The organism is Promicromonospora xylanilytica (assembly GCF_054782895.1).
Window position 1 is genome coordinate 905,678 of the sequence record NZ_BAAGRP010000007.1, and the last position, 25,777, is coordinate 931,454.

Genomic DNA, 25,777 nt, shown 5'->3' on the forward strand with positions numbered 1-25,777 from the left:
TTAACGGCTCGCGGCGGTGCACCGCCGCGAGCCAGTAGGCTGGGGAGGTGTTCTCCCGCAGCAAGACTCCGACCCCCGACGGCGTGACCCCCGTGGGCGACTCACCCGACGAGGTGACGCCCGCGTCCGAGACGACGCCGGACGGCGCCCCCAAGAAGGGGCGCCCGACACCCAAGCGCAACGTCGCGCAGGCCGCCAACAAGCGACCCCTGGTCCCGGACGACCGCAAGGCGGCGCGGAAGGCTCAGCGCGAGAAGTCGCGCATCGACCGCGAGCGCGCCTACCAGGCGATGCAGACCGGCGACGAGAAGTACATGCCGGCCAAGGACAAGGGCCCGGTGCGCCGGTACGTGCGCGACTTCGTGGACGCGCGCTGGAACCTCGGCGAGTTCTTCCTGCCGGTCGCGTTCATCTTCCTGTTCGCGACGTTCTTCACCTCGCAGTACCCGGAGCTCAGCATCTTCGTGATGCTCGGCCTGTACGGGTTCCTGTTCCTGACGATCATCGACGCGTGGCTCCTGTGGCGGTCGCTGAAGAAGCGCCTGACCGCGAAGTTCGGCGAGGTCCAGCGCGGCCTGCTCATGTACACGATCACGCGCGCCTACCAGCTGCGCCGGTCCCGGCTGCCCAAGCCGATGAGCAAGAAGCGCGGCAACTACCCGGAGTGACCCCGCCGAGCTCGAGCTCCGGCGAGGTAGACATGCAGCGAGGTAGTCACCCAGCACGAACCGGGTGACTACCTCGCTACATGTCTACCTGGCCACCTGACTACCTGGCCACCTGACTACCTCGCCGGGTGACTACCTCGCCGGGTCAGACCGGGCGGGTCTTCGGCATGCCCTCGAGAGTCCTGGCGGAGTCGCGAACGACCACGCCGGCCAGGGCGTCGTCGATCCGCTTCATCAGCTCGGCGGGGATGGTCACACCCGACGCCTTCACGTTCTCCGCCACCTGCTCGGGGCGTGAAGCACCCACGAGTGCCGCGGCGACGTTGTCGTTCTGCAGCACCCACGCGACGGCGAGCTGCGCCATGGAGAGGTCCAGCTCGGCGGCCACCGGCTTGAGGTTCTGCACGGCGGCCAGCGTCTCGTCGTCCATGAACCGGCTGATCGTCTGTGCGCCGCCCTTCTCGTCCGTGGCCCGCGAGCCGGCCGGTGCGGGCTGGCCCGGCAGGTACTTGCCGGACAGCACCCCCTGCGCCATGGGCGACCACACGATCTGCGAGACACCCACCTCCTTCGAGGCGGGCACCACCTCGTCCTCGATGACCCGCCAGAGCATCGAGTACTGGGGCTGCGAGGAGATGAGCTGGAAGCCGAGCTGCTTCGCCAGGGCGGCACCCGCGCGGATCTGCTCGGCGGTCCACTCGGAGACCCCGATGTAGAGGGCCTTGCCCTGCCGGACGATGTCGGCGAACGCCTGCATCGTCTCCTCCAGCGGGGTCTCCACGTCGTACCGGTGCGCCTGGTAGAGGTCCACGTAGTCGGTGCCGAGACGCGTCAGGGAGCCGTTGATCGACTCCATGACGTGCTTGCGCGACAGGCCGGTGTCGTTGGGGCCCTTGGGGCCGGTGGGCCAGTACACCTTCGTGAAGATCTCGAGGGACTCCCGGCGCTCGCCCTTCAGCGCGTCGCCGAGCACCTGCTCCGCGGCCGTGTTGGCGTACGCGTCAGCGGTGTCGAAGGTGGTGATGCCCGCGTCGAGGGCGGCGCGGACGCACGCCGTGGCGACGTCGTTCTCCACCTGCGAGGCGTGGGTGAGCCAGTTGCCGTACGTGATCTCCGAGATCTTGAGACCACTGTTACCGAGGTACCGATAGTTGACCATGCCGTCACCCTACGACGAACATCGAATCGAATCGGCACCTGACCGGCTCAGCGGCGGGCCACCAGACCGGACGGCGCGAACCAGCGCACGCCCAGCTGCACCACCGGGCCGACGCCGAGCGCGAACGCGACCGTCGCCCAGCCGAACGTCCCGCCCAGCAGCACGCCGATCACCACGACCGTGACCTCGATCACCGTCTTGATCAGCCAGACGGGCCACCCGGTCAGCCGCACCGCACCGGTCATCAGCCCGTCACGCGGCCCCGGCCCGAGCCGGGCACCCACGTAGGCGGCGGTCCCCAGCCCGTTGAGGACGATCCCGCCCAGGGCGAGCCCGATCGAGGGCGCCAGCGCCGGGTCGGGCAGCAGCGTCTCGAGGAGCCAGAGGGCCGGGTCGATCACCAGGCTGAGCAGGATGATGTTGGCGATCGTCCCGATGCCCGGCCGCTGCCGGAGCGGGATCCAGGCGAGCATCACGAGGAAGCTGATCCCGAGCACCACCCAGCCGTAGGCCAGGCCGGTCCGGCCCACGATCCCCTGGTCCAGCACCGACCACGGCATGGCTCCCTGGTTGGCGTGCAGCATCATCGCCATGGACGCGCCGAACACCAGCAGGCCGAGCACGAGCTGGACGCCCCGGCGCACCGGGCTCATCAGCACGGCCTGCGCCGCCGCGGGTACGGGGGCCTGCCCCGTCGGCGGCAGGGCAGGGCGCACGGTGTCGTCGGCCGGGCGGCCGCTGGTGGTGGTCATGGTCCCATGATGCGGGACCATTGGCCTTGTCTTCCATGGCCAATACCGCGAGAGTGGACCCATGTCCGCCGCGCCTCACGCCGCGATCCCCAGCGCGAGCCCCATGACGACATCCAGCACGACACCCAGCACGACACCCGCTCCGCTGCCCGGTTCGGTGACCCGGCCCAGGTCACGGCCCGCATCGTCGCCGGTCGCGCTACGCCACCTGTCCTCCTCCGCCGCCGCGCGGCTGCTCGGTACCTGGCATGCCGGCGGCCCGGCGTACGTCGCGCTCGCCGACGCACTACGCTCCGCCGTCCTGTCCGGCACGCTGTCGCCCAACACCCGGCTGCCCAGCGAGCGCGAGCTCGCGGCCGCGCTGCACGTCTCACGGACCACCACGTCCGGCGCGTACGCCCGGCTGCGGGACCTGGGGTTCGCGGTCAGCCGGGTGGGGTCGGGCACGGTCACCACGCTCCCGCAGGGCCGCGTCGAGCGCGGTCCGCGCCGCCCGGCCGGCGGCGACGCCCCCGTGGCGGACGACTCGCTCCAGCACCCCGGGCTCCGTGATGCCCGGCCGTCCGCCGTCGGGCACCTGGACCTGTGGCAGGCGACCCCGTCCGCGCCGCCCGAGCTGCACGACTCCTTCGCACGGGCCCTGGACGGCCTGCCCGCGTACCTCGACTCCGGCGGCTACGAACCGTACGGTCTCGCACCGCTGCGCGAGGCGGTGGCCGCGCGCTACCGCGAGCGCGGGGTGCCGACCACGGCCGACGAGATCCTCGTGACCACGGGCGCTCAGCAGGCGATCTCCCTGCTGGCACGCGCCCACCTGCGCCCCGGGGACCGCGCGGTCGTCGAGTCGCCCACGTACTTCCATGCCATGGAGGCGATGCGGGAGGCGGGTGGCCGCGTCATCGGCGTCCCGACCGGTCCGCTCGACGTGGACCTGCTGGCCTCCACCGTGCGCCGCACCCGGGCGCGGCTCGTCTATCTCGTGCCCGACTACCAGAACCCGACGGGCTACCTGCTCTCCGAGGGCGACCGTGCCGCCGTGCGCGAGGTCGCCGACCGGAACGGTGTCACCGTCGTGGGCGACGAGACCCTCGTCGAGCTGGGTCTGGACGGCGACCCGACGCCGCCGGCCTTCGCCGGGCCCGGGACCTCCCCGCACGTCGTGTCGGTCGGCTCGGCGTCGAAGTCGTTCTGGGGTGGCCTGCGCGTCGGCTGGATCCGGGCCCACCCGCGGATGATCGCGCAGCTCGCGCGGGCGCGGCAGTCCATGGACATCGCGACGGCGGTGCTGGAGCAGCTCGCCGTGACCGACCTGCTCGGGCGGCGCGGCGAGATCATGACGGGGCGGCAGGCCATGCTGCGCGAGCGTCGCGACCTGCTCGTCGACCGGCTCCGGGGGGCATTCCCGTGGGAGGTCCCCCGACCCGCCGGTGGCCTGTTCTGCTGGGTCGACCTGGGCCGGCCCGTCGCGCAGGCCTTCGCGGCAGCCGCCGCTGCCGAGGGGGCACTCGTGGCCGCGGGACCTCTCTTCACGCCCGACGGCGACGGGGCCGGCTCCAAGGTGCGCCTCACCTTCACCCGGTCGCCCGCGGAGCTGTCGGACGCCGTGCCGCGCCTCGTGCGGGCGTGGAGGCGGGTGGACGGCGGTCAGCGCCGGGCGAGCTCGCGGACGTAGGCGCTCAGCATCCGCTTCACCTCGGTGACGATCACCAGCCGCTCCTCGGGGGCCGCAGCGGTGATCGTGGGCATCGCCGCCTGGACGACCTGGATCATCAGCTGTCCCGCCAGGTGCAGCTCCACGGGCGACCGCTCCGGGAACCTGGTCTGCAGCAGCCCGATCACCCGGCCGTGCAGCGCCTCGTGGATGGGCCGGGTCGCCGCCAGGAGACCCGGTGGCATGTCCGGCCGCGCATGCAGCGCCTTGAAGCCGGGGTTGGCGACGTTGAAGGCGAGGATCGGGTCGATCACACGGTCGACGGTCTCCTCGGCCGTCAGTCGTGCGACGTCGGCGAGGTCGAACGCCGCGTCGTGCGCGGCGCGCAGGCCGGCCGCATAGACGGCCGCGAGCTCCGCGGCGATCTCGTCCTTGTTCCGGAAGTACTGGTACAGGGAGCCCGGTGAGATCCCGGCCTCGGCCGCTATCGCGTTGGTCGTCGTCTTCTCGTAGCCCTGCGCGGCCAGGACCCGGGCTGCCGCCGCGACGATCTCGGCGATCCGCCGCTCGCCGCGGGCCTGCCGCTTGCGCGGCGCCGTGCGCTCCTCGCCGCCGTCGGCCACCCCGGTCTGCAGCTGGTCTTCCATCCGTCCACCCTAGGCGTTGACAAACACGAGTGATCACTCGCATTATTTACGCGAGTCATTGCTCGCATTCATCCTAGACCCCGGGAGCACCCGTGCTCGGTCGCCTTGTCAGCCGACACCCCTGGCGGGTGCTCGTCACCTCGGCCCTCGTCCTGGCCGCATCGTTCGTGATGGCCGCCACCACCGTCGGCTCGCTGTCCCTCAACCGTTACGAGGCGCCGGGCTCCGAGTCCGCCGCCGCGCGCACCGCCCTCGACCGGCTGTTCGGCACCGGCAGCCCCAACGTCGCCGTCCTCGTCTCGCCGTCCACCGGCACGGTGGACGACGACGCTGTGGTCGCGCTCGGCAGTGACCTCACCGACGCCGTTGCCGCTTTCCCGGACGTCGGTGACGCCTGGTCCTACTGGAGCCCCGACGGGCCCGACACCCTGGCCGGCGCGGACCGGCGCCAGGCGCTGGTGCTCGCATGGGTGCCCGGCGACGCCGACCACGTGCGCACCGAGGTGCTACCCGCCCTGCAGGCCGACGTCGTCGAACGCTTCGACAGCGAGGACGTCGAGGTGACGCTCGGCGGCGGAGACGAGATCTTCCGGATCGTCGCCGGCCAGGCCCGCACGGACTTCCTGCGCGCCGAGCTGATCGTCGTACCCCTGGTCCTCGTGCTCCTGTGGCTGGTCTACCGGCGGCTCGCGCCGGCACTGGCCACCCTCGCCGTCGGCCTGTTCGCCGCGGCGGGCAGCCTCGCACTGCTCCGGCTGGTGCTGCCGTTCACAGATGTCTCCACCTTCGCCGCCAACGTCTCGCTCGTGATGGGGATCGGCCTGGGCGTCGACTACAGCCTGTTCATGATCTATCGCTACCGCGAGGAGGTCGCCGCAGGCCACGACACAGTGGCGGCAGTGCACCGAACCGTAGCCGGGGCCGGCCGCACGGTCCTGTTCAGCGGCCTCACCGTCGCCGCCGCCCTGGCCGTGCTGTTCGTCTTCCCGTACCCGTTCCTCACGTCCTTCGCCTGGGCCGGTATCGCCGTGGTGCTCTGCGCGGTGCTCGGCGCTACCGTGGCCCTCCCCGCGATCCTCCGCCTCGCGGGCCCGAGCATGCTGCGTCCGACCCGTCCCGGCCGGCCAGAGGACGGCTTCTGGTACCGGGTGTCCGCCACGGTGATGCGCCGGCCGGTCGTGACGGGTGGTGCGGGCCTCCTCGTGCTCCTCGTGCTCGGTGCCCCCACGCTAGGGCTGACGTTCGGCTCGCCCGACGACCGCGTGCTCAACGACGGCGACCAGCCGGTGCGCGCGATGTACGACACGATCCGCGCCGATTTCGCCGCCGAGGACGCCGACGCGCTCTTCGTCGTCGCACGGGACGCGGCTGCCGGTACGGGAACCGCGGCGGTACCTGACGGCGGCCTTCAGGACTATGCGGCGTCCCTGTCCCGGATCCCGGGTGTCGCCCGGGTCGACTCGGCCGCCGGCGCCTTCGTCGCCGGTGAGCGGATCGGCCCGGCGGGACCGTTCGGTCCCGACCGGTTCGAGTCCCGCACGGCGACCCGCCTGTCCGTCCTGCCCTCCAGCGAGCGCCTGGCCAGGGACCCGGTTGGTCTGGTCCGGGAGGTGCGCAGTCTGGACGCACCGTTCGAGGTCCTCGTCGGCGGTTACCCGGCGGAGCTGGCCGACTACCGCGACGGCATCGTCGACCGCCTCCCGCTGGTAGCACTGCTCATTCTCGTCGTGACGTTCCTCGTGCTGTTCGTCATGACCGGGAGCATCGTCGCGCCACTCACCGCGATCGTGCTGAACCTGCTCTCGCTCTCCGTCATGTTCGGCGTGGTGGTGTGGGGTTTCCAGGACGGTGCGCTCGCCGGCCTGCTCGGGTTCACCCCCACGGGCGTGGTGGAACCCAGCATCCTGCTCCTGATGTTCTGCATCGCCTACGGCCTCAGCATGGACTACGAGGTGTTCCTGCTGGCCCGCATCCAGGAGGAGTACGCGCGCACCGGCAACGTGGTCGGATCGGTGCCCGCCGGCATCGCGCGCTCGGCACCGCTCGTCACGGCCGCGGCTCTCATCCTGGCCGCGTCGTTCGCCGTCTACGCGTCCAGCGAGGTCGCGTTCATGCAACAGCTCGGCATCGGCATGGCGCTCGCCGTGGCGATCGACGCCACCTTGATCCGGGGCGTGCTCGTACCCGCCGCACTCCGCCTGACCGGGCGGGCGAGCTGGTGGTCCCCTGCTCCGTTGCGCGCCCTGCACGACCGGTTCGGGCTACGGGAGCTCCCCGTGACGCCCCCAGCAGGGCCGCCGCCGGAGCCCGTGCCCGCGTACGCCCGGCCCACACCCGAGAGGACCTCCCGATGACCGTCCTGCGCACCGCCCGTGTCGTCGCCGCGATCCTGGCCACGGTGATGCTCGTGTTCCTCGCCGTCACCGGTGCGATCCGCGCGGACAACCCGTTCCTGGCTCCCGACCTGCTGCTGAGCGTCCTGCTGCTCGTGGCCGCCTGTCTCCCGGCCCGCTGGGCGGCACCGGCGCTCCTGTTCGCCTTCGGGCTGGCCACCGGTGTGTGGACCGCGTCCCTGTCGGCCTACGCCGTGCGGGGTGAGCTCGTCGACGGTCTCGACCACCTGCCCCTGATCGGAGCCTGCGTGGTCCAGTCCGTCTTCCTCGCCCGCCGGCTGGTCCGCGGCCCGATCGCGACACCGACCGACCCGCACCTGCCACGCCGGGGGTGAAGCAACGAGGCAAGCGGCGACGAGGCTCCCGTCAGGGCGTCCGCAGCTCCACGCTCGGGGCCGCCTGGGTGCCGTCGTGCAGCAGGCGCGCCTGGACCGCACCGGCGGCGGCCAGGGCACGCCAGTGTTCGCCGAGCCACTGCTCGGCGTCGTACTGGGCGGTGAAGACGGGTGTCAGCGGTTCGCTCAGGCGGCGGCCCTCGGCGTCGTCGAGGGCCCACTCCCACTGCGGACGGATCACTCGAGCCTCCCACTAGCTGTCGAGCCGGCCGAGCGGGTCAGCGCGCGGTTGATGCGCGACGCCCACAACGGCCCCTCATAGACGAACGAGGTGTAACCCTGGGTGAGATCGGCTCCCGCACGCAGGTAGGCGCGCACGTCGTCCGCCCGGGTGATGCCGCCCACCCCGATGATGACCGGCCCCGTGCCGAGCCGCTCGCGCAACCGCGCGACCACCTCGATGCCGCGGCCCAGCAGCGGCGGGCCGGACAGCCCGCCGGGGCCGCGGTCGTGCCCGATCGTCGTGTTGACGGCCACCACGCCGTCCAGCCCGAGCTCGAGGACCAGGTCGGCGACGGCGTCGACGTCGTCGTCCGCGAGGTCGGGGGCGATCTTCACCAGGAGCGGGATCCGGCGGCCTCCCCCGGGCGACACGGTGGCGTTGGCCTCGTCGGCGGCGGCGCGCACCGCCTGCAGGATGGGCCGCAGCGACTCGGTAGCCTGCAGGTCGCGCAGACCGGGCGTGTTCGGCGAGGAGACGTTGACCACGAGGTAGTCCGCCCAGGGAGCCAGCAGGCGGGCCGACGTCGCGTAGTCGTCGGCGGCGCTCTCCGGCGGCGTCACCTTGGTCTTGCCGATGTTGGCGCCCACCACGATCGCGCGGCCCGCCGCAGTGCTCCGCAGCTCGCGCAGTCGCTCGGCGGCGGCCGCGGCACCCTCGTTGTTGAAGCCCATCCGGTTACGGACGCCGCGCACGTCCAGCTCGCGCCACATGCGCTGCTTCTCGTTGCCGGGCTGCGGGCGCGCGGTGACCGTGCCGATCTCGACGAACCCGAAGCCGAGCATCGTCAGGCCCCGGACGGCTCGCGCGTTCTTGTCGAACCCTCCGGCCAGGCCGAAGGGCGCGGGCACGACCCGGCCGAAGAGCCGTACGCTCCCCGGTCCACCGGCACGCTGCCCCAGGTAGGGCGCCACGGCACCCTGCACGACGTCGCGCAGCACCGGAACCTTGCCTACGCGCTCGATCAGCCCGAACGCGAGCTCGTGCGCGCGTTCCGGGTCCATGCGACGGAAGGCGGCGTTGAACAACAACGAGTACGGCCAGCTCATGCAGTCCTCTCCTCGGGCGTGCTGTGCGACGTCCGCCACAGCCACCACAAGCCCACGAACGGCAGGACGAGCGGCACGTAACCGTAGCCCTGGCCGAATCCTGACCAGACGGTCGACTCGCCGAACGCCTGCTCGTCGGCGAGCGACAGCGCGCCGACGGTCACGACGCCCACTGCCTCGATCCCGACGGTGATCCATGCGATCAGGCGCCACGCGGGGCTCCCGATCGCGAGTGCGAAGGTCGCGACGACATAGACGACGGCGGCGAGCGTGGACAGCGTGTACGCGACGGGCGCCTCGTCGAACTTCACGACCAGCTCGTAGGACGACCGGCCGAGCGCGGCGAACGCCAGAACCCCGTACACGGTCACCAGGACCCTGCCGAAGCCTTGTCCGGTGCGTCGTCCCGCGGTCCGCTCCGCCATCATCCCGCCGTCCAGATCTGCCACATGCGCCACTCCAGGAACGCCACCGTCAGGGACGCCACGAGGAGCACCACCGAGCTCCACCGGGTGCGTTCGGCGAACGCCCACGCGGCGGCGACCGGCAGGATCACCAGGGTCGTGGCGAAGTACCCCCAGAACAGCAGCGGGTCGGTCGCACCGGCGCCGGTGGCGCCCTGCACGATCGCGACGACGCCCTGCGCCAGGACGGCGACCTCGATCACCGCACCGCCCCACAGCTGGTTCAGGATGACCGCGCGGTCGCGGCTCACGAACCAGCCGGCCCATCCGGCGAGTGCCACGCACAGCGCGACCACGAGGAGGACGAGGGCAAGGATCACGTCCCGCAGACTACCGGGCAGCACCTGCCGTGCGGCAATCGGACGCGGCGTGACCTGCGCCTCCATGAGGCCGCCAGGGCTCACTGACCGGGAGTCAGAGGCGCGGGATACGATCGCCCTCGTGACCTCCGTTACCCTCTCCAGCAAGAATCCCACCGCGGTGAAGGCCGAAGCGCTCGTGGTGGCGACCGCCCAGACGTCGGACGGCGTGGCCGTCGTGTCCGACCAGCTTCCCACCGACCTGCTGACCCAGCTCGAGTCGCTCGCGCCCCAGCTCGGCGTCACGGGTGCCCGGGACGAGGTCCGTAAGATCCCGGCCGGTCCCCAGCTCGCCGTCGACGTCCTCGTGCTGACCGGCCTGGGCGAGCGGGCAGAGGACGGCACCTTCGCCACCGAGATCCTGCGCCGGGCGGCCGGTGCAGCGACCCGCGAGCTGGCGGGCCTCAAGTCCGCCGCGATCGCGCTGCCCGCGTCCGACGACGACGAGATCACCGCCGTGACGGAGGGCGCCCTGCTCGGCGCCTACGTCTTCAACCGGTACCGCAGCAGCGGCAAGGACGCGCCGAAGGACGCCAAGAACGGGAAGGACCCCGTCGCGGCCATCGAGGTGCTGACGCCGCTGCACAAGAACCAGAAGGCGAAGATCGCGGCCGAGCGCGCCCAGGTGGTCGCCGCAGCGGTCCACGCGGCCCGCGACCTCGTCAACACCGCGCCCAACGAGCTGTACCCGGCCACGTTCGCCGACGCCGCGAAGGCCGCCGCCAAGGACGTGCGGCACGTGAAGGTCACCGTCCTGGACGACAAGCAGCTCGCGTCCGGTGGCTACGGCGGCCTCACGGCCGTCGGCCAGGGCTCGTCGCGCGGGCCGCGCCTGGTCAAGCTCGCCTACACACCGGCCAAGCCGACCGGCAAGGTCGCGCTCGTCGGCAAGGGCATCACGTTCGACACCGGGGGCATCTCGATCAAGCCGGCCGCCGGCATGGAGGCCATGAAGTCAGACATGGCCGGTGCCGCCGCCGTGCTGTCCACGGTCGTCGCCGCCGCGCGGCTGAACCTGCCGGTCGCCGTCACCGGCTACCTCTGCCTCGCCGAGAACATGCCGGGCGGCAGCGCGCAGCGCCCCGCCGACGTGATCACGATCTACGGCGGCAAGACGGTCGAGGTGCTCAACACCGACGCGGAGGGCCGCCTGGTCATGGCCGACGGCCTGGTGTCGGCGGTCGAGGACGGCCACGACGTCGTGCTCGACATCGCGACGCTCACGGGTGCCCAGATGGTCGCGCTCGGCAGCCGTACGTCGGCCGTCATGGGCACCGACGCGGTGCGCGACGAGGTCAAGGTCGCCGCCGACGCCTCGGGCGAGCTGTTCTGGCCCATGCCGCTCCCGGAGGAGCTCACGTCGAACATCAAGTCCAAGGTGGCCGACGTCGCGAACTCCGGCCCGCGCTGGGGCGGCATGCTCAACGCCGGCCTGTTCCTGCGGACCTTCGTGGGTGACCACCCCTGGGCCCACCTGGACATCGCGGGCCCTGCCTTCAACGACGGCGGCGCGCACGACTACACGCCCGGCGGCGGCACCGGCGTGGGCGTCCGCACCCTCCTGGGCTTCCTCGAGGGCCGGGCCGCCGCGCAGAAGACGGGCGCGCAGAAGACGGAGAAGTAGAGCTACTTCGCCCTGCGCTGAGCGCTGTTCCAGTCGCGCATCCGCTGGGGGTAGCCGGTGAACCGGACGTTGTACACCGGCACCCCCAGCTGGTTCGCGATGTCGAACGCGGTGCGCTCGTCCGGCACCCGGCGCCGTGTCCACTCGCCCGTGGTCGCCACGAGCAGGATCGTGCTGGGGATGTCCGTGGTCGGCGGCTCGACGTAGGCCTCGACCCCCACCCGGGACCCGATGAACTCGCCGAGGTGCGCCACGGTCTGGCGACGCGCGTCGTTCCCGCCGGGGCGGGATCCGCTGCCGGACGAGGAGCGTCGCTGGAAGAAACGCGCGAGCGAGCTGCGGGACTGGCGGGGCATACGTCGAGACTACTAGCGCGGCCTCCACCGGCCTAGGCATCTCCACGCGATTCCAGGAAACCCACAGCTCCTGTTCACAGGCGTCTGTCCGTCCGCCGCGGCCCCCCGCCTCGCTCCAACCTCCGGCGACGCCTCCCTTCAGCCTTCCTCCACAGCGCGGGTCGGCCGTCAATGTCACCACGGTCACACCCGCCGAGCCGGGTTCACGATTGGGGCCACGCCCGCTGAAGTGTCAAGATGGCATGCGGTGCTCACTCTCCACCCGAGGGGAGCGCCCCACAGTGCCATCAGCCTGTCAACGAGGAGCCAGCACGTGCCTACGCATGACAATCCGGCCACGTTCGACGTCGTCGTGCTCGGCGGAGGCAGTGGCGGCTACGCCACCGCGCTCCGGGCAGCGCAGCTGGGCCTGAGCGTGGCTCTCGTCGAGGAGAGCAAGCTCGGCGGCACCTGCCTGCACGTCGGTTGCGTCCCCACCAAGGCGCTGCTGCACGCGGCAGAGGTGGCCGACGCTGCCACCCACGGTGCCCAGTTCGGTGTCCGCACGTCGCTGGACGGCATCGACATGCCCGGCGTGCTCGCCTACAAGGACTCCGTGGTCGCCGGCCTGTACAAGGGACTGCAGGGCCTCGTCGCCTCCCGGAAGATCACCGTCGTCGACGGTCACGGCACACTCGTCGCCCCCGGTTCCGTCGAGGTCACCTCCGCGGACGGCGTGGCGACGCGGTACGACGGCAAGCACGTGGTGCTCGCGACCGGCTCGTACGCCCGTAGCCTGCCGGGACTGGAGCTCGGCGGCCGGGTCGTCACCTCCGACGAGGCGCTGACCCTGGACACCGTGCCGAAGTCGGTGGTGGTGCTCGGCGGCGGCGTGATCGGCGTCGAGTTCGCCTCGGTCTGGAAGTCCTTCGGCGCCGACGTGCAGATCGTCGAGGCCCTGCCCCACCTGGTGCCGAACGAGGACGTCGCGCTCTCGAAGGCGCTCGAGCGGGCGTTCCGCAAGCGCGGCATCAAGTTCTCCCTGGGTGAGCGCTTCGCCCAGGTCAAGCAGTCGCAGGACGGCGTGCAGGTCGAGCTCGAGTCGGGCACGACCTTCGACGCCGACCTGCTGCTCGTCGCCGTCGGGCGTGGTCCGCGCACCGCCGACCTCGGTCTCGAGGCCGCCGGCGTACGGCTGGACCGTGGCTTCGTCCTGACCGACGAGCTGCTCCGTACCGGGGTCGCCACCCCGGCGGGCGGCCAGGTCTGGGCGGTCGGCGACATCGTCCCCGGCCTGCAGCTGGCCCACCGCGGGTTCGCCCAGGGCATCTTCGTGGCCGAGCAGATCGCGGGCCTCGCGCCGGTGGCGATCGACGAGGCCACCATCCCGCGCGTTACCTACTGCGAGCCGGAGGTGGCGTCCGTCGGCGTCACCGAGGCGCGTGCCGCCGAGCTGTACGGCCCGGAGCAGGTCGAGACGATCGAGTACAACCTCGCGGGCAACGGCAAGAGCAAGATCCTGGGCACCCAGGGTTTCGCCAAGCTGGTGCGCCGCAAGGACGGACCCGTGGTCGGCATGCACCTGATCGGCTCGCGCGTGGGCGAGCTGATCGGCGAGGGCCAGCTCATCGTGGGCTGGGAGGCGTTCCCTGAGGACGTCGCCTCGCTCGTGCACGCCCACCCCACCCAGAACGAGGCACTCGGAGAGGCACACATGGCGCTGGCCGGCAAGCCTCTGCACGCCCATAACTGACCACTTAACGACAAAGGAGACCCCACAGGTCATGTCTGAGAACGTGCAGCTGCCGGCCCTCGGCGAATCCGTCACCGAAGGCACCGTCACCCGTTGGCTCAAGGCTGTCGGCGACGAGGTCGCCGTCGACGAGCCGCTGCTCGAGGTGTCGACCGACAAGGTCGACACCGAGATCCCGTCGCCCGTCGCCGGCGTCCTCGAGCAGATCCTCGTCCAGGAGGACGACACCGTGGAGGTCGGCGCCACCCTCGCCGTCATCGGCGACGGCTCCGGTTCCGGTGCCGCGCCGGCCGCGCCGGAGGCCGAGCAGGCAGCCGCTGAGGCCCCCGAGCCGACGCCGGAGCCGGCCGAGGCCGCGCCCGCCGAGGCACCCGCAGCGGAGGCTCCTGCCGCAGAGTCCCCTGCCGCAGAGTCCCCCGCACCGGCTCCTGCCGCCCCTGCCGAGGCACCGGCCCCGGCCGGTGACGGCACCGAGGTCCCGCTGCCCGCTCTGGGCGAGTCGGTGACCGAGGGCACCGTGACCCGTTGGCTCAAGGAGGTCGGTGACGAGGTCGCCGTCGACGAGCCGCTGCTCGAGGTGTCGACCGACAAGGTCGACACCGAGATCCCGTCGCCCGTCGCCGGCACACTCCAGAAGATCCTGGTGCAGGAGGACGAGACCGTCGAGGTCGGTGCCGCCCTGGCACTCATCGGCTCGGGTGCCGCTGCTCCGGCGCCCGAGGCTCCCGCCGAGGCTCCGGCGCCCGAGGCTCCGGCTGAGGCCCCGGCTCCGGCTCCGGCCGAGGCTCCGGCCTCCGAGGCTCCCGCGCCCAAGGCCGAGACACCGACGCCCGCTCCGGCTCCGGCCCCCGCGGCAGCCGCTCCGGCTCCTGCCCCCGCCGCGCCCGCTCCGGCGCCCGCCGCTCCGGCTCCTGCCGCCGCTCCGGCGCCGGCCGCGGCCGGTCGCACCGCCGGCTCGTACCTGACCCCGCTCGTGCGCAAGCTCGCCGCGGAGAAGGGCGTCGACGTCGCCCAGGTGACGGGCACCGGTGTCGGTGGCCGGATCCGCAAGGAGGACGTGCTCGCGGCCGCCGAGGCCAAGGCAGCGCCCGCTCCGGCAGCGGCAGCCGCTCCGGCGGCGGCCAAGGCACCGTCGGCCCCGGCCAAGCTCGAGGTGTCGCCGCTGCGCGGGACCACGGAGAAGATGTCGCGCCTGCGCAAGATCGTCGCCGAGCGCATGCTCGAGGCGGTGCAGTCGCAGGCTCAGCTGACCACGGTCATGGAGGTCGACGTCACGCGCGTCGCGCAGCTCCGGGCCAAGGCCAAGGAGTCCTTCGCCGCGCGCGAGGGCGCCAAGCTGACGTTCCTGCCGTTCTTCACGCAGGCTGCCGTCGAGGCGCTCAAGGCGTACCCGAAGATCAACGCGACCATCGACACCGAGAAGGGCGAGATCACCTACCACGGCTCGGAGAACGTCGGCATCGCCGTCGACACCGAGCGTGGCCTCGTGGTCCCGGTCATCAAGAACGCGGGCGACCTGAACCTGGCCGGCATCGCCCGGCAGATCCAGGACCTGGGTGCCCGCACCCGGGCGAACAAGGTGACGCCGGACGAGCTGTCGGGCGGCACGTTCAACATCACCAACACGGGTTCGGGCGGGTCGCTCATCGACACCCCGATCGTCCCGCTGGGCCACGCCGCGATCCTGGGCACCGGCACCATCACGAAGCGGCCGGTCGTCGTGACCGACCCGGACGGCAACGAGAGCATCGCGGTGCGCTCGATGTCGTACATCTTCCTGTCGTACGACCACCGGCTGGTCGACGGCGCGGACGCCGCCCGCTTCCTCACGGCGATCAAGAACCGGATCGAGGAGGGCGCGTTCGAGTCGGAGGTCGGTCTCTGACGAGGACGTTCTCCTCGCGAAGGTAGCGTGACGTAGTTGGCTGTGGCCGGTTCCGGGTTCGGAACCGGCCACAGTCGTCCGACCGGCGGCCGACCGCCGCCGCTCCGGCCGGGCGGCGTGTGGGCCCGAGGGGTCACGGCAGGCTAGATTCTCCGCATGGATGTGGTGGTCGCCGGCTCACACGGCCTCATCGGTTCCGCGCTGGTGGCGGACCTCGTGGCGCGGGGGGACACCGTCCGGCGGCTGGTGCGCCGCGCCACCGCTGCCGCCGGGAGCCCTGCCCGGCCGACCACAGCCACGGTCCCCGCCGCGGTCCGCGACGTGCTGTGGGACCCACGGACCGGCGAGCTCGACCCTGCAGCGCTGGAGGGGGCCGACGCCGTGGTGAACCTGGCCGGTGCGGGGATCGGCGACCATCGCTGGACCTCTGCCTACAAGCAGACGCTCCTCGGTTCACGCACCACGACGACGAGTCTGCTCGCCCGCACCATCGCACGCCTGGACGCTCCGCCCGTGCTCGTGAACGGCTCCGCGATCGGGGCGTACGGCAGCCGCGGCGACGAGATCCTGACCGAGGCGTCGGCGCGCGGGCAGGACTTTCTCGCCGGCCTGGTCGAGGCCTGGGAGAACGCCACCGCACCGGCCGCGGAGGCGGGGGCACGTGTCGTGTGGCTCCGCAGCGGCCTGGTGCTGGCGCCCTCGGGCGGTGCACTCGGCAGGTTGCTGCCGATCCTGCGCCTCGGCGTCGGCGGGCCACTCGGCAGCGGCCGTCAGTGGTGGAGCTGGATCACCCTGCCCGACGAGGTGGCTGTGATCCGGCACGTCATCGGCACGGACGTGCACGGACCGGTCAACGCGGTGGCCCCGGCGCCCACGACGAACCGGGCGCTGACCCGCGCGCTCGCCCAGGCCCTGCACCGTCCGGCGGTGCTGCCGGTGCCTCGGTTCGCGCTACGGATCGCCCTCGGCCAGTTCGCCGGCGACCTCGTCGCCTCCCAGCGGGTCGTGCCCGGCGTGCTCTCCCGGACGGGCTTCGACTGGGCGCACACGGACCTCGACGACACGGCCCGCTGGGTGGTGGGGGCGAACGGGGTCAGCGCACCTCGCTGACGCGCCAGCCGCCGGGGGTCCACACGAGGGTCAGGTCCGCCGACTCCTTCGAGGCGGGGACCGCCGTCTCACCGGTGTCGGACACCTGCATGTGCGCGGTGATCGTGTAGTCGATCCGCACTACCGCCTCGATCGGCGCCCCCTTGTCCTTCGTCGCGACCTCGGCGGTCTCCGACGTCTCGGTGCGCGAGGCGGTGGTCGCGTTCTGGAGGGCCGATGCGGCGCCCGGGCCCAGGGTCACGACCTCCGTCTTCTGCACCTCCGCCGACGCACCGACCACCTGTGCGCCGGTCTGCTTGAGCTCGTCGAGGATCTGCTGGTCCGCCGCGTAGGCGGGAGAGCCCTCCACGTTGACGGTGCCGATGTCGGACACCGCGCCCGCCAGCAGCGCGAGCCGGCGCGTGGTGAGCTCGACGGCGGCACCCGCGGGGTCCTTGGCGTTCGCCACAGGGTTGACCCCCACCGAGAGCGACGATGAGGCCGTCGAGGGTGCGGGCGCCGACACGGCGGGCTCCTCGCTGCGGAAGACCTCCGGCGCGGCCATGGCCCCTGCGGTGATGCCCGCGACGACGCCTGCCGCGATCATGCCCGTCGCGACGACGGACACGACGGTGGTCTTCTGCTGGAGCCCCTGGCCGGTCGCGCCCGCCGCGGCGAGGCGGTCGGTGCGGGACATCGCGGCGCGGCGGCGGGTCGTGGCGACCCAGGCCCTGCCGTCCACCGCGGCGATGGACCCGGTGAGCGTCCTCGCCGCAGAGCGCCAGGCCGAGGGCGTGTGCGCGCCGAGCGGCACGTGGCCCGCGACGGACACCGGACCGCTGAGCGCCGCCGAGACCAGTGCTGATCCCTCGGGCAGGCGCACCGGCTCCTGCTTCACGGCCTCGTCGGCGAGCGCCGCGAGCGTGCCGGGCTCCGGCCGGTCGCGCGGGTCCTCTGCGCGGGCGCGGGCCAGCACGGCACGCAGCGCCTCGTCGGCCTCCGAGTCCAGGCTCGGGCCGGGGAATCCGAGCACCGACTCCACGAGCGTGGCCAGGGACGTCACGTCGACCGGGTCGTCGCTGTGGTCCGGGAGCGTCACGCGGGGGCGCAGCACGGCGCTTCCGTCGGAGCGGAGCAGCACGTCCGTCGGCCGGACGCCACCGTGGACGAGGCCGACGCTGTGCAGGGCGGCGAGCGCCTGGGCGATCGCCACGGTGACGCCCGCGCCTTCCGCGGCGGTCAGGGGACCCCGCGATCCGACGGCGGTGGGCAGGTCGACAGCTCCGGTACGCGACAGCCTGACGTCCAGGTTGTCCGGACCGTTCGGAGAGATGGCGATGAGCGGCACCAGGTGGGGGTGGTCCAGTGTCGCGAGAGTGTCTAGACGGCGCACCAGGAGGGCGCGAGCCGCGGCCTCCGTGGGGACGGCCACGCGGACCAGTTCCGCAGATTCGATGTAGTGCACCCGTTCATCAGAACCCCGTGGCTCGGAGCCCGCTCTTTATCCACAGGATTTGCCGAATCGGACGGCCTGTGGGTGAAGTGTCCGGATGCTTGACCTGCGGATGGGGTCTACGGTATGCGCCCCGTGGCCTCCCGGGCGGCCCGCGGCTCACACGTCGATCAGCCGCCCGTCCTGCGCGGACCGCCGGGCGGCGTCGAGCACCTCCGCGGTGCGGACGGCGTCCGCCGGGTCGACCGGGACCTCCGCCTCCCCGGCGAGCCAGTCGGCGACAGCGGTGTAGAAGTCGCCGTGCCCGCCGCGCGGCTGCGCCACCGCCGTCCGCTCGCGGCCACGCACGAGCCAGCCGTGGGTGCCCTCCGGTTGGTCACCGTCGAGCACGTCGAAGGGCGACGCGTCGCCCTCGAACGAGTTGACCAGGTACGCGCCGGCGTCGCCGAGCACGCGGGTACGGGGCCCCGGGGCACCGACGAGCGAGCCCGCCCAGAGCCGGGAGACCACGCCCTTGGCGGGCGGCTCGGCGCCGAACAGGACGTCGGCGCCGGCGGCGCGCCCCGGCACGACGCCGGGCTGGGTGCCGGGTGCCGCGTGGTGCAGCACGAGGAACACGTCGTCCTCCGTGGGTGTCGAGATCGCCCGGGTCTCGGCGTAGACCGCGACGACGGGCCCGAAGAGCTGGGTCGCAGAGTCCACGAGGTGCGGACCCAGGTCGAGGAGCAGGCCGCCGCCCACGGTGTCGTTCTCCTTCCACCGCTGCTGGGGCTTGGGCCGCCACCGCTCCCAGTGCCGCTCGAAGGTGTGGACCTTGCCGAGGTCGCCCCGCCGGAGCAGGGCCGCGAGGGTGAGCTGCTCGGGGTCCCAGCGCCGGTTGTGGAACACGGTGAACGGCGTGCCGGACGCCGACGCCGCGCTCACGACCCGTCGTGCCTCGGCCGCCGTGGTCCCGATCGGCTTGTCCAGCACGAAGGGCTTGCCCGCCACGGACACGGCGCCCGCGTGCTCGGCGTGCAGGGAAGAGGGGCTGGCGATCACGACGAGGTCGTAGAGGCCGGGCTCGGCGAGCATCGTCGGCAGGTCGTTGAACAGGCGTGCGCCGGGCCAGTCGCCGGCCGCCTGGACGCGCCGTCCGGAGTCCCGTGCGACGACCGCCGTCACCGTCATTCCCGCTGCTCGCGCCAGGCGGGCGTGAATTTGCCTGCCCGCACCCCCGTAGCCGACAATCCCGATCCGAAGAGCCATGGCCCCATGGTGCCCCGCGGGGCGCGCCGACGCGAGATCACTGGTCAGCGGGTTAACCGCCGTAACCCAACTCTGGCAGACTGGGGCAAGCGGTACTTTTCGCACGTTCTTAGCGTGTCCGGCCAAGTGCGTCCGGACCACAACGGCCGACAGAATGAGGGGCCCGTGTCCGCCACAGCCAACAAGTCCAGCCAGACCCGCAAGACCCTGCAGCTCGTGCTCGTCGCAGTCGCGGCGCTGGTGCTCGCCGGCAACTTCGTGCTCAAGTCCCTCGGTGACGACGTCGCCCCCGCCGAGGGCGCCGAGGGCTCGGCCCTCGCGACGCTCGACTCGCTCACCGTGCAGGAAGCCGCCACCGAGGACGGCTACGATCGCGAGGCCGACTTCGGCAGCGCCTGGCAGGACGCAGACGACAACGGCTGTGACACCCGGAACGACATGCTCCAGCGTGACCTCGAGGACATCCAGCTGTCCTCCGGCGACACGTGCGAGGTGGCCTCGGGGACGCTCGACGACCCGTACACGGGCGAGACCATCGCGTTCGTGCGCGGCGAGAACTCCGGCGACGTGCAGATCGACCACGTGGTGGCACTGATGAACGCCTGGACGACCGGCGCGGCGGACTGGGACCGGGACAAGCGCGTCCAGATCGCCAACGACCCGCTCAACCTCATCGCCTCCGACGGCCCGGCGAACATGGGCAAGGGGGCGAAGGACGCCGCCGAGTGGCTCCCGGAGAACCAGGCGTTCCGCTGCGAGTACGTCGCCCGGCAGATCGCCGTCAAGGCCAAGTACGACCTGTGGGTCACCCCCGCGGAGCACGACGCGATGGAGGACGTCCTGACGAGCTGCCCTGCGGAGCCGCTCCCGGCGGGCTGACCCGCCGGCCGCCGGCGACGCGCGGCTGATTCCGGTTCAGCAGGCTGTCTCGGACCATAACGGGGCCGATGACGGTCGTCTCACGCCTGCTGAACCCTGGTCGGTGATGGCGGGCGGCCAGAGCCGGGCATCGGGGGGCGTGGCGGACGTAGGGTGACTGGCATGGACATCCGCCACCTCACCGGGCACATCGGGTATTACGAGGGCTGGGACCTGCAGCGCAGCACGCACGAGTCCGTCCGTTCCGAGGACCTGGCCGACACGGTCTTCTTCCTCGAGCACGTCTCGGTCTACACGGCCGGCGCCCGCACCAACCGCGACGAGTACCCCACCGACGGCACCGAGGTGATCAAGGTCGACCGCGGGGGCAAGATCACCTGGCACGGGCCGGGCCAGATCGTCGCCTACCCGATCATCAAGCTCGCCAAGCCGTTCGACGTCGTCGAGTACGTCCGCACGCTGGAGCAGGCGGTGATGGACGTGTGCGCGGCGCTCGGTCTCGAGACGATGCGGGTCGAGGGGCGCTCCGGCGTGTGGGTCGCCGCCGACTCCCCCGACGTACCGAACCCGCGGCTGGAGCGCAAGATCTGCGCCATCGGCGCACGCGTGGCCAAGGGTGTGACCATGCACGGCCTCGCCCTGAACTGCGACGCCGACCTGACCGCGTTCGACAGCATCGTGCCCTGCGGCATCCCCGCCGAGGACGCCGACGTCACGTCGCTGAGCGCGGAGCTCGGCCGACAGGTCACCGTCGACGACGTCAGGCCCCTGCTGGAGGCAGCGCTCGTGGAGCGGCTGACGCCGCTGCTCGCGCGCCGTTCCGCGCCGCGTGCCGCCGTCGCCACGACCGCGTGACGACCGCGTGACGAACGCCACTGCCGACCGGTGAGACCTCCGCTCGACGCCGAGCATGCGAGGCATAGGCTGGGTGAACCCGCTGACCTGGGAGGGGAACTGCGTGACCATCGCACCTGAAGGCCGACGTATGTTGCGCATCGAAGCGCGCAACTCGGCTACGCCCATCGAGAAGAAGCCCGAGTGGATCAAGACCCGGGCGGTGATGGGCCCCGAATACCGCGACATGAAATCGCTCGTCAAGGGCGAGGGCCTGCACACGGTGTGCGAGGAGGCCGGCTGTCCCAACATCTTCGAGTGCTGGGAGGACCGCGAGGCCACCTTCCTCATCGGCGGTGACCAGTGCACCCGACGCTGCGACTTCTGCCAGATCGACACGGGCAAGCCCGCCGACTTCGACAAGGACGAGCCGCGTCGCGTCGCGGAGTCCGTGCGGACCATGGGCCTGAAGTACTCGACGGTCACCGGTGTCGCCCGCGACGACCTGGCCGACGGCGGCGCCTGGCTCTACGCCGAGACCGTCCGGCAGATCCACGCGCTCAACCCGGGCACCGGCGTCGAGCTGCTGATCCCGGACTTCAACGCGATCCCCGAGCTGCTCGACGCGGTCAACGAGTCCCGCCCCGAGGTGCTCGCGCACAACGTCGAGACCGTGCCGCGCATCTTCAAGCAGATCCGCCCGGCGTTCACCTACGAGCGCTCGCTGTCCGTGATCACCCGGGCGCGTGACGCGGGCCTGGTCACCAAGTCGAACCTGATCCTCGGCATGGGCGAGACCATCGACGAGGTCAAGCAGGCCCTGAAGGACCTGCACGACGCCGGTTGCGACCTGATCACGATCACGCAGTACCTGCGGCCCTCGCTGCGCCACCACCCGGTCGACCGCTGGGTGCGGCCGGAGGAGTTCGTGGAGCTGTCGGAGGCGGCGGAGGAGATCGGCTTCCTCGGCGTCATGGCTGGGCCGCTGGTGCGTTCGTCGTACCGGGCGGGCCGCCTGTGGGGCCAGGCCATGACCAAGTACGGCCGCCCGATCCCCGAGGCGCTCGCGCACCTCGCACAGCCGACCACCTCCCGTCAGGAGGCGGCGAGCCTGCTGTCTCGCTGATCCGGCAACCAGACCACCCGCAGCACACTAGAATTGACGACCATGGCCCGAACCTCGTCCGGGGGCGACGCGCGCAACGATGTAGCAGCGTCTGCCGCCAAGCAGAAGAAGCCCAAGAAGCGCCGCTGGTATCACCAGCTGTGGGACGTCTACAAGATGACCCGCAAGCAGAACCCGCTCGTCACGTGGTGGATGCTCGCCGCGTTCGTCGGGGTGGTCGCGGTAGCGCTGCTCATCGGCGTCCTCGCGGGACCGTGGGTCTACGCGCTCGTCATCGGCGTGCCGTTCGGTGTGCTCGCGGCGATGTTCGTGCTGTCGCGCAGCGCGGAGACGGCTGCCTACACGCAGATCGCCGGCCAGCCCGGCGCCGCGCGTGCGGCACTCGGTACCGTCCGCGGTGGCTGGACCTTCGAGGACGAGCCCGTCGCGGTCGACGCGCGCAACCAGGACTTCGTGTTCCGGGGCGTCGGCAAGGCCGGTGTGGTGCTCGTCTCCGAGGGTCCGCCCCACCGGGCGAGCCGCCTGCTCGAGCAGGAGCGCAAGAAGGTCAGCCGCATCCTGTCCAACGTGCCGATCACCCTGATCCAGTGCGGCGACGGCGAGGGGCAGGTGCCGCTCACCAAGGTCGCGCGCTCCGTCTCCCGCCTCAAGTCGACGCTGACCCGCGCCGAGGTCTCCGAGGTCGCCAAGCGCCTCAAGGCCATCGGTGGCGTCAAGCTGCCGATCCCCAAGGGCATCGACCCGACCCGCGCCCGCCCCGACCGCAAGGGCATGCGCGGCCGCTGACCAGCCGTCAACGCCGTCCGGGACCGTCCGGACGAACATCGCGAGAGGGCGCCCTGCCTACCGGCGGGCGCCCTCTTTGCTCGTCCTCGTCCGTCCGCTGGACGGACGTCGCCCGGCCGGATGATGTGACTTCTGGCACTCTGAGGCAGCACTGGCGGAGCTGCTACCAGCACATCTCCCCGGGATGACACGGCCGAGAGTCCCGAGAAACATCCCGGCAACAACCGGTAACCAAAGAGAAACCACCTGCCCATAGGTTCATGGCGATCCCAAGCGACCGTGCCTCGGAGCATCACCCCGGAGCATCACGGCATGGTCCCGACGGACTCCCCCTGAACTTATCGAGCGAGCAAGGAGCGCAGATGTTCAAGAACGCCGAGGAGGCGATCGCCTTCACCCGCAACGAGGGGGTGGAGTTCGTCGACGTCCGGTTTATCGATCTGCCGGGCGTCACGCAGCACTTCAACATCCCGGTCGAGCAGTTCGACGAGGACGCCTTCAGCGAGGGCCTCATGTTCGACGGCTCGTCCATCCGCGGGTTCCAGGCGATCCACGAGTCCGACATGAAGCTCGTGCCGGACATCACGACGGCGTTCGTCGACCCGTTCCGCAAGGCCAAGACGCTGATCGTGAACTTCTCGATCGTGGACCCGTTCACGGGTGACGCCTACGCTCGCGACCCGCGCAACATCGCGGCCAAGGCCGAGGCCTACCTGAAGTCGACCGGTATCGCCGACACCGTCTACTTCGGTGCCGAGGCGGAGTTCTACGTGTTCGACGACGTGCGCTTCAAGACGTCGGCGGAGCAGAGCTTCTACTCCATCGACTCCGTCGAGGCCGCGTGGAACACCGGCCGCGAGGAGGAGGGTGGCAACCTCGGGTACAAGACCCGCTTCAAGGGCGGCTACTTCCCCACCTCCCCGAGCGACCGCTTCGCGGACCTGCGCGACGACATGGTCAAGGTTCTGGGCGAGGTCGGCCTCTCCGTCGAGCGCGCGCACCACGAGGTCGGCACCGCCGGCCAGCAGGAGATCAACTACAAGTTCAACTCCCTGCTGCACTCCGCCGACGACCTGATGAAGTTCAAGTACGTCATCAAGAACGTCGCGTTCGAGGCCGGCAAGTCGGCCACGTTCATGCCCAAGCCGGTCTTCGGTGACAACGGCTCGGGCATGCACTCGCACCAGTCGCTCTGGAAGAACGGCGAGCCGCTGTTCTACGACGAGAAGGGCTACGGCGGCCTGTCCGACCTCGCCCGCTGGTACATCGGCGGCCTGCTCAAGCACGCGCCGTCGCTCCTCGCGTTCACCAACCCGTCGGTGAACTCGTACCACCGCCTGGTGCCCGGCTTCGAGGCTCCCGTGAACCTCGTCTACTCGGCGCGCAACCGCTCCGCCTCGATCCGGATCCCGATCACGGGTACCTCGCCGAAGGCGAAGCGCATCGAGTTCCGCGCGCCGGACCCCTCGTCGAACCCGTACCTGGCGTTCTCTGCGATGCTCATGGCCGGCCTGGACGGCATCAAGAACCGCATCGAGCCGCCGGCACCGGTCGACAAGGACCTGTACGAGCTGCCGCCAGAGGAGCACGCGCAGATCGCGCAGGTGCCGACGTCGCTCGACGGCGTGCTGGACGCGCTCGAGGCCGACCACGAGTACCTCACCGCCGGTGACGTGTTCACGGAGGACCTGATCGAGACCTGGATCGCGTACAAGCGCGAGAACGAGATCGACCCGATCCGTCTGCGGCCGCACCCGCACGAGTTCGAGCTGTACTACGACATCTGATCGCCGGTCCCCCATGACCTGCTGAGATGCCCCGAAACGGCGGCTGACCCGCACTGACGTCTCGCGACGTCGTGCAGAGTCAGCCGCCGTTTCTCGTGTCCCGCGTCAGGGGTTCCAGAAGACCGTGCTGAAGGTGCGGTCGAAGCGGCGGGCCTCCAGGTCCGCCCGCTGGATCCCCCACTGCACGTCCGCGCCCTCCCGGCCGCTGATGTCCGGGTTCCAGTGCGCCAGCAGAACCCAGTCCTCGGCCGCGGGCGACACCGGCTCACCGCCGCCCCAGCCCCTCCACCTCACCTCGTGGACCGCGTTGGCCGCGACGGACTCCAGCGGGTCCCTGGAGCTGTCCTCGTCCTTCGCGTACCCCCCGACCTGCAGGTGTCCTGTTCTGTCCGAGGCCGCGCACCAGACGGTGACCAGCTCGTATGCGTTCGGGAACCCGGGAAGCGAGTGGTACGGCAGGTCCGGTTGCGTGCTGGTTCGCAGCTCGCCCTGTGGATAGGAACCGACGATCGTCTGGTAGTAGTCGTCGCCGGGGTAGCCCTTCCAGGTGTTCTTGTCGCGTTCCTCCACCGGCGTGCCGGCCGGGACATAGATGGCCTGTCCGTAGTTGCCCTCGCCGTCCGGCTCGTCGAGCGAGGCGAAGAGCAGCAGGCGTCCGTCGGGCGGCAGGGAGATGTCCGTCGCCTCCTTCGGCAGCGCGGCGAGGTCGATGGACGCGAGGTACGGGTACTCGGGGTCCGGGACGTCGGCGGGCAGCAGCAGCGGCCCACCGTAGCTGCCCGCGACCGGCCCGTCCCCGCCGACGGTGAGGACCGCGCACGGCCGGACGTGGCCGATCCACCGGTCCACCTCGTCGGCCGGGAGGGGCTCGATGTCCTCCCACTCATCGCCCTCCTCGACTGCCCGCGTGCGAAAGGGGATCAGCATCTCTCGGAGCTTGTCATCCGTCACCCGGGCGACCCTAGTGCGCGCCACTGACACGCCCTGACCAGCCAAGCCGTCAGGCCGACCGGCGCCGGTAGTACGCGACGGTCAGCACCGCGAGCAGCGGCCCCCAGGCCAGGAGCGGCACGTAGCAGACGAGCAGCACGGCCTTCTGCACGACCGTCGGGAAGTAGAAGTCGAGGGCACCGCTAGCTGTTGCTGGTCATGACGTTGGTGACGCCGGTCGGTAGCTTCGTGGCTGGGGGCTGGTTCCCGACGGCGGTGTGGGCCCGATGG

At 71.4% G+C, this 25,777-nt stretch carries 24 protein-coding genes; 13 read left to right on the plus strand and 11 right to left on the minus strand.

Annotated elements, in window-relative coordinates:
• The first annotated feature begins 47 nt into the window (after positions 1 to 47).
• Positions 48 to 668 (plus strand): DUF3043 domain-containing protein, encoded by a 621-nt coding sequence (locus tag ACYVK7_RS11855; protein WP_460887880.1) that lies wholly within the window; start codon positions 48 to 50, stop codon positions 666 to 668.
• Positions 669 to 813: 145 nt separating this feature from the next.
• On the opposite strand, the gene ACYVK7_RS11860 is transcribed toward ACYVK7_RS11855, so the two are convergent.
• A complete protein-coding gene (locus ACYVK7_RS11860) occupies positions 814 to 1,827 on the minus strand; it encodes an aldo/keto reductase family protein (RefSeq protein WP_460887881.1) in 1,014 nt (337 codons plus the stop codon).
• A gap of 47 nt (positions 1,828 to 1,874) precedes the next feature.
• On the minus strand, positions 1,875 to 2,579 hold the full coding sequence (gene yczE / locus ACYVK7_RS11865; RefSeq protein ID WP_460887882.1) for a membrane protein YczE: 705 nt from the start codon (positions 2,577 to 2,579) through the stop codon (positions 1,875 to 1,877).
• A 61-nt stretch (positions 2,580 to 2,640) separates the two neighbouring features.
• Here yczE and yczR point away from each other — a divergent pair, with 61 nt between their 5' ends.
• A complete protein-coding gene (yczR, locus tag ACYVK7_RS11870) occupies positions 2,641 to 4,251 on the plus strand; it encodes a MocR-like transcription factor YczR (RefSeq protein WP_460887883.1) in 1,611 nt (536 codons plus the stop codon).
• Here yczR and ACYVK7_RS11875 read toward each other — a convergent pair.
• Positions 4,224 to 4,877, minus strand: coding sequence for a TetR/AcrR family transcriptional regulator (locus ACYVK7_RS11875; RefSeq protein WP_460887884.1), 654 nt, complete (start codon positions 4,875 to 4,877; stop codon positions 4,224 to 4,226). The two genes, yczR and ACYVK7_RS11875, sit on opposite strands and share 28 nt — an antisense overlap.
• Before the next feature lie 92 nt (positions 4,878 to 4,969).
• Between ACYVK7_RS11875 and ACYVK7_RS11880 the strand changes: the two genes are divergently transcribed.
• Together ACYVK7_RS11880 and ACYVK7_RS11885 are read left to right on the plus strand one after the other, a co-directional pair.
• Positions 4,970 to 7,231 carry an MMPL family transporter gene (locus ACYVK7_RS11880; RefSeq protein ID WP_460887885.1) on the plus strand — a complete coding sequence of 754 codons (2,262 nt, stop codon included), beginning with the start codon at positions 4,970 to 4,972 and terminating at the stop codon, positions 7,229 to 7,231.
• Positions 7,228 to 7,605, plus strand: coding sequence for a hypothetical protein (locus ACYVK7_RS11885; RefSeq protein WP_460887886.1), 378 nt, complete (start codon positions 7,228 to 7,230; stop codon positions 7,603 to 7,605). The genes ACYVK7_RS11880 and ACYVK7_RS11885 overlap by 4 nt, the downstream gene beginning before the upstream one ends.
• Positions 7,606 to 7,636: 31 nt before the next feature.
• Here the strand turns inward: ACYVK7_RS11885 and ACYVK7_RS11890 are convergent, their stop codons facing one another.
• The 4 genes from ACYVK7_RS11890 to ACYVK7_RS11905 are packed head-to-tail and all read right to left on the minus strand — an operon-like array spanning position 7,637 to position 9,718.
• A complete protein-coding gene (locus ACYVK7_RS11890) occupies positions 7,637 to 7,846 on the minus strand; it encodes a hypothetical protein (protein ID WP_460887887.1) in 210 nt (69 codons plus the stop codon).
• The gene (locus ACYVK7_RS11895; protein ID WP_460887888.1) at positions 7,843 to 8,934 is read right to left on the minus strand and encodes a quinone-dependent dihydroorotate dehydrogenase; all 1,092 of its coding nucleotides are present in this window, start codon (positions 8,932 to 8,934) and stop codon (positions 7,843 to 7,845) included. The genes ACYVK7_RS11890 and ACYVK7_RS11895 overlap by 4 nt, the downstream gene beginning before the upstream one ends.
• Positions 8,931 to 9,362: a hypothetical protein gene (locus ACYVK7_RS11900; protein WP_460887936.1), complete on the minus strand. Its 432-nt coding sequence runs from the start codon at positions 9,360 to 9,362 to the stop codon at positions 8,931 to 8,933. The genes ACYVK7_RS11895 and ACYVK7_RS11900 overlap by 4 nt, the downstream gene beginning before the upstream one ends.
• Positions 9,359 to 9,718, minus strand: a complete 360-nt coding sequence (locus ACYVK7_RS11905; RefSeq protein WP_460887889.1) for a hypothetical protein — start codon at positions 9,716 to 9,718, stop codon at positions 9,359 to 9,361. The genes ACYVK7_RS11900 and ACYVK7_RS11905 overlap by 4 nt, the downstream gene beginning before the upstream one ends.
• A gap of 121 nt (positions 9,719 to 9,839) precedes the next feature.
• Here ACYVK7_RS11905 and ACYVK7_RS11910 point away from each other — a divergent pair, with 121 nt between their 5' ends.
• Positions 9,840 to 11,381 carry a leucyl aminopeptidase gene (locus tag ACYVK7_RS11910; protein ID WP_460887890.1) on the plus strand — a complete coding sequence of 514 codons (1,542 nt, stop codon included), beginning with the start codon at positions 9,840 to 9,842 and terminating at the stop codon, positions 11,379 to 11,381.
• A 2-nt stretch (positions 11,382 to 11,383) separates the two neighbouring features.
• Here the strand turns inward: ACYVK7_RS11910 and ACYVK7_RS11915 are convergent, their stop codons facing one another.
• The gene (locus tag ACYVK7_RS11915; RefSeq protein WP_460887891.1) at positions 11,384 to 11,737 is read right to left on the minus strand and encodes an oxidoreductase; all 354 of its coding nucleotides are present in this window, start codon (positions 11,735 to 11,737) and stop codon (positions 11,384 to 11,386) included.
• Between the two features lie 313 nt (positions 11,738 to 12,050).
• Here ACYVK7_RS11915 and lpdA point away from each other — a divergent pair, with 313 nt between their 5' ends.
• The 3 genes from lpdA to ACYVK7_RS11930 all read left to right on the plus strand — a co-directional run bounded on the left by lpdA (position 12,051) and on the right by ACYVK7_RS11930 (position 16,464).
• Positions 12,051 to 13,469, plus strand: a complete 1,419-nt coding sequence (gene lpdA, locus ACYVK7_RS11920) for a dihydrolipoyl dehydrogenase (RefSeq protein ID WP_460887892.1) — start codon at positions 12,051 to 12,053, stop codon at positions 13,467 to 13,469.
• A 31-nt stretch (positions 13,470 to 13,500) separates the two neighbouring features.
• Positions 13,501 to 15,354, plus strand: coding sequence for a 2-oxoglutarate dehydrogenase, E2 component, dihydrolipoamide succinyltransferase (sucB, locus tag ACYVK7_RS11925; RefSeq protein ID WP_460887893.1), 1,854 nt, complete (start codon positions 13,501 to 13,503; stop codon positions 15,352 to 15,354).
• A 156-nt stretch (positions 15,355 to 15,510) separates the two neighbouring features.
• Complete coding sequence (locus ACYVK7_RS11930; RefSeq protein ID WP_460887894.1) at positions 15,511 to 16,464, plus strand: TIGR01777 family oxidoreductase; 954 nt, start codon at positions 15,511 to 15,513, stop codon at positions 16,462 to 16,464.
• Here ACYVK7_RS11930 and ACYVK7_RS11935 read toward each other — a convergent pair.
• Together ACYVK7_RS11935 and ACYVK7_RS11940 are read right to left on the minus strand one after the other, a co-directional pair.
• Positions 16,448 to 17,908, minus strand: a complete 1,461-nt coding sequence (locus ACYVK7_RS11935; protein ID WP_460887895.1) for a serine/threonine-protein kinase — start codon at positions 17,906 to 17,908, stop codon at positions 16,448 to 16,450. The genes ACYVK7_RS11930 and ACYVK7_RS11935 overlap by 17 nt on opposite strands.
• 147 nt (positions 17,909 to 18,055) lie before the next feature.
• Positions 18,056 to 19,144, minus strand: coding sequence for a Gfo/Idh/MocA family oxidoreductase (locus ACYVK7_RS11940; RefSeq protein ID WP_460887896.1), 1,089 nt, complete (start codon positions 19,142 to 19,144; stop codon positions 18,056 to 18,058).
• 165 nt (positions 19,145 to 19,309) lie between these two features.
• Here ACYVK7_RS11940 and ACYVK7_RS11945 point away from each other — a divergent pair, with 165 nt between their 5' ends.
• The 5 genes from ACYVK7_RS11945 (at position 19,310) to glnA (ending at position 24,556) form a co-directional block, all read left to right on the plus strand.
• On the plus strand, positions 19,310 to 20,023 hold the full coding sequence (locus ACYVK7_RS11945; RefSeq protein ID WP_460887897.1) for an HNH endonuclease family protein: 714 nt from the start codon (positions 19,310 to 19,312) through the stop codon (positions 20,021 to 20,023).
• A 162-nt stretch (positions 20,024 to 20,185) separates the two neighbouring features.
• The gene (lipB, locus tag ACYVK7_RS11950; protein WP_460887898.1) at positions 20,186 to 20,878 is read left to right on the plus strand and encodes a lipoyl(octanoyl) transferase LipB; all 693 of its coding nucleotides are present in this window, start codon (positions 20,186 to 20,188) and stop codon (positions 20,876 to 20,878) included.
• A 103-nt stretch (positions 20,879 to 20,981) separates the two neighbouring features.
• Entirely contained in the window at positions 20,982 to 21,983 is a 1,002-nt protein-coding gene (gene lipA, locus ACYVK7_RS11955) for a lipoyl synthase (protein WP_460887899.1), read from the plus strand.
• Between the two features lie 42 nt (positions 21,984 to 22,025).
• The gene (locus tag ACYVK7_RS11960) at positions 22,026 to 22,769 is read left to right on the plus strand and encodes a DUF4191 domain-containing protein (protein WP_460887900.1); all 744 of its coding nucleotides are present in this window, start codon (positions 22,026 to 22,028) and stop codon (positions 22,767 to 22,769) included.
• Positions 22,770 to 23,131: 362 nt separating this feature from the next.
• The gene (glnA, locus tag ACYVK7_RS11965) at positions 23,132 to 24,556 is read left to right on the plus strand and encodes a type I glutamate--ammonia ligase (RefSeq protein WP_460887901.1); all 1,425 of its coding nucleotides are present in this window, start codon (positions 23,132 to 23,134) and stop codon (positions 24,554 to 24,556) included.
• A 105-nt stretch (positions 24,557 to 24,661) separates the two neighbouring features.
• Here glnA and ACYVK7_RS11970 read toward each other — a convergent pair whose 3' ends face one another.
• On the minus strand, positions 24,662 to 25,483 hold the full coding sequence (locus ACYVK7_RS11970; protein ID WP_460887902.1) for a DUF1963 domain-containing protein: 822 nt from the start codon (positions 25,481 to 25,483) through the stop codon (positions 24,662 to 24,664).
• Positions 25,484 to 25,777 lie beyond the last annotated feature (294 nt).